This window comes from Hydrogenophaga sp. 70-12 (assembly GCF_001897365.1).
Taxonomy (GTDB): domain Bacteria; phylum Pseudomonadota; class Gammaproteobacteria; order Burkholderiales; family Burkholderiaceae_C; genus Hydrogenophaga; species Hydrogenophaga borbori.
In genome coordinates this window covers 1-2,712 of record NZ_MKSS01000143.1, presented here as the reverse complement: position 1 = coordinate 2,712, position 2,712 = coordinate 1, and the positions used below count along the sequence as shown (strand labels likewise).

The window sequence follows — 2,712 nt, the reverse complement described above, 5'->3', positions numbered from 1 at the left end:
GGCAGCCCTTCGCCAGCGCGGGCAAGGGGCCAGCCGTAGAATCCCCGGTTCTCCGCCCGCCACGGATGTCCCGTGCCTCGGGCCGGATTCGCGGTAGCTGCGCATGCCAGCCGTCTCATTCCAGAACGTCTCCAAAACCTACGCCACCTCGCGTGGCGACCTGCACGCCCTGCGCTCGGTCAGTTTCGACATCGAGCCGGGTGAATTCTTCGGTCTGCTCGGCCCCAACGGCGCGGGCAAGACCACGCTCATCAGCATCCTGGCCGGCCTGGCGCGCGCCACGGAGGGCCGCATCACCGTGCACGGCCACGACGTGCAGACCGACTACCAGGCCGCGCGCCGCCAGCTCGGCGTCGTGCCGCAGGAGCTGGTGTTCGATCCCTTCTTCAATGTGCGCGAGGCGCTGCGCATCCAGTCGGGCTATTTCGGCATCCGCCGCAACGACGACTGGATCGACGAGTTGCTCAGTGGCCTCGGACTGGCCGACAAGGCCACGGCCAACATGCGCCAGCTGTCGGGTGGCATGAAGCGGCGCGTGCTGATCGCCCAGGCGCTGGTGCACAAGCCATCCGTCATCGTGCTCGACGAGCCCACCGCCGGTGTGGACGTGGAACTGCGCCAGACGCTGTGGCAGTTCGTCTCGGGCCTGAACAAGCGCCTGGGCAGCACCGTGCTGCTGACCACCCACTACCTGGAAGAGGCCGAGGCCCTGTGCAGTCGCATCGCCATGCTCAAGCTGGGGCAGGTGGTGGCGCTGGAGTCCACCTCGGCCCTGCTGGCGCGCGCGGCGGCCAACGTGCTGCGCTTCAAGACCGACACAGCACTGCCGGCCGACATCGCGGCGCAGGCGCGCATCACCGGCCGCGTGGTGCAACTGCCCGCGCTGGACGCGCGCGCCGTGGAGCATGTGCTGTCGCGCCTGCGCGAGGCCGGCGTCATGCCCGAGGACATCGAGGTGCGCAAGGCCGACCTGGAGGACGTGTTCCTCGATCTCACGGGCAGTGGCGCATCGGCGGTCGCCGCCCATCAGCCGCTGAAGGCATCGGTATGACTGGCTGGCAAACGCTTTTCTACAAAGAGGTGCTGCGCTTCTGGAAGGTCGCCTTCCAGACCGTGGCCGCACCCGTCATCACCGCCTTGCTGTACCTGGCGGTGTTCGCGCACGTGCTCGAGGGCCGGGCCGTGGTTTACGGCGAAGTGAGCTACACCGCCTTCCTGGTGCCGGGCCTGGTGATGATGAGCGTGCTGCAGAACGCCTTCGCCAACAGCAGTTCGTCGCTCATCCAGAGCAAGATCATGGGCAGCCTGGTGTTCCTGCTGCTCACGCCGCTGTCGCACCGCGCCTGGTTCGTGGCCTACGTGGGCTCATCGATGGTGCGTGGCCTCGCCGTGGGCCTGGGCGTGCTGATCGTGGCCTGGTTGTTCGCGCAGCCCGGTTTCGTGGCGCCGCTGTGGATCCTGGTGTTCGGCGTGCTGGGTGCCGCGCTGATGGGCACGCTGGGGCTGATCGCTGGCCTGTGGGCCGAGAAGTTCGACCAGATGGCCGCGTTCCAGAACTTCATCATCATGCCCATGACCTTCCTGTCGGGCGTGTTCTACTCGATTCATTCCCTGCCGGCCTTCTGGCAGAGCGTGAGCCACCTCAATCCCTTCTTCTACATGATCGACGGCTTTCGCTACGGCTTCTTCGGCCGCAGCGACGTCTCGCCCTGGCTGAGCCTGGCGTTGGTGGGCGGTGCCCTGCTGGCGGTCAGTGCCTTGGCCCTGCACCTGCTCAAGACCGGCTACAAGGTCCGCCACTGATCCCATGACCGCCGAACAACTGCAATCCCTCATCGCCGGGGGCCTGGCCTGCCATCACATCGAGGTGACGGGCGACGGCCGCCACTGGTCCGCGGTCATCGTGTCGCCGGCCTTCGAAGGCAAGCGCCTGATCCAGCGCCACCAAGCCGTCTACGCCACGCTGGGCCAGCGCATGCACACCGACGAAGTGCACGCTCTGTCGATGCAGACCCTCACCCCCGCCGAATGGGCGGCCCAACACTGACACCATGGACAAACTGCTGATCCGCGGCGGCCGCAAGCTCAGCGGCGAGGTGCCGATTTCCGGTGCCAAGAACGCCGCGCTGCCCGAGCTGTGCGCCGCCCTGCTCACCGACGAGGCGGTGACGCTGACCAACGTGCCGCGCCTGCGCGACGTGGCCACCATGCGCCAGCTGCTCAACAACATGGGCGTGCGCACCGACACGCTGGGCGAGCGCGGCGGCATCCGGCTGCAGGCGCCGGATGGCCTGAATCCCGAGGCGCCGTACGACCTGGTGAAGACCATGCGCGCCTCGGTGCTGGTGCTGGGGCCGCTGCTGGCGCGCTTCGGGCGCGCGCGCGTGTCGCTGCCTGGCGGCTGCGCCATCGGCTCGCGCCCGGTGGACCAGCACATCAAGGGCATGCAGGCCATGGGCGCGGAGATCGTGGTCGAGCACGGCTACATGGTGGCGCGCCTGCCCCAGGGTCGCGCGCGCCTGCACGGCGCGCGCATCGCCACCGACATGGTCACCGTCACCGGCACCGAGAACTTCCTGATGGCCGCGGCCCTGGCCGAGGGCGAGACCCTGCTGGAGAACGCCGCCCAGGAGCCCGAGGTGACCGACCTCGCCGAGATGCTGATCCGCATGGGCGCGAAGATCGAAGGCCACGGCACCAGCCGCATCCACG

General features: G+C 68.4%; 4 protein-coding genes. All 4 read left to right on the top strand.

The genetic code is table 11. The features are described 5' to 3' along the window. Positions 1–103 precede the first annotated feature (103 nt). Complete coding sequence (locus BGO22_RS08675) at positions 104–1,051, top strand: ABC transporter ATP-binding protein (RefSeq protein WP_286850195.1); 948 nt, start codon at positions 104–106, stop codon at positions 1,049–1,051. Beyond that, positions 1,048–1,803 (top strand): ABC transporter permease, encoded by a 756-nt coding sequence (locus BGO22_RS08670; protein ID WP_070399147.1) that lies wholly within the window; start codon positions 1,048–1,050, stop codon positions 1,801–1,803. The genes BGO22_RS08675 and BGO22_RS08670 overlap by 4 nt, the downstream gene beginning before the upstream one ends. Positions 1,804–1,807: 4 nt before the next feature. Further along, entirely contained in the window at positions 1,808–2,047 is a 240-nt protein-coding gene (locus tag BGO22_RS08665) for a BolA family protein (RefSeq protein WP_070399146.1), read from the top strand. A gap of 4 nt (positions 2,048–2,051) precedes the next feature. Then, positions 2,052–2,712 (top strand): UDP-N-acetylglucosamine 1-carboxyvinyltransferase (locus tag BGO22_RS08660; RefSeq protein WP_286850191.1); only part of this gene is annotated, 661 nt, incomplete at its 3' end.

Coding starts and splice junctions, on each gene's coding strand:
- BGO22_RS08670 (WP_070399147.1), top strand. CDS start 1,048: ATGACTGGCTGGCAAACGCTTTTCTACAAAGAGGTGCTGCGCTTCTGG.
- BGO22_RS08665 (WP_070399146.1), top strand. CDS start 1,808: ATGACCGCCGAACAACTGCAATCCCTCATCGCCGGGGGCCTGGCCTGC.
- BGO22_RS08675 (WP_286850195.1), top strand. CDS start 104: ATGCCAGCCGTCTCATTCCAGAACGTCTCCAAAACCTACGCCACCTCG.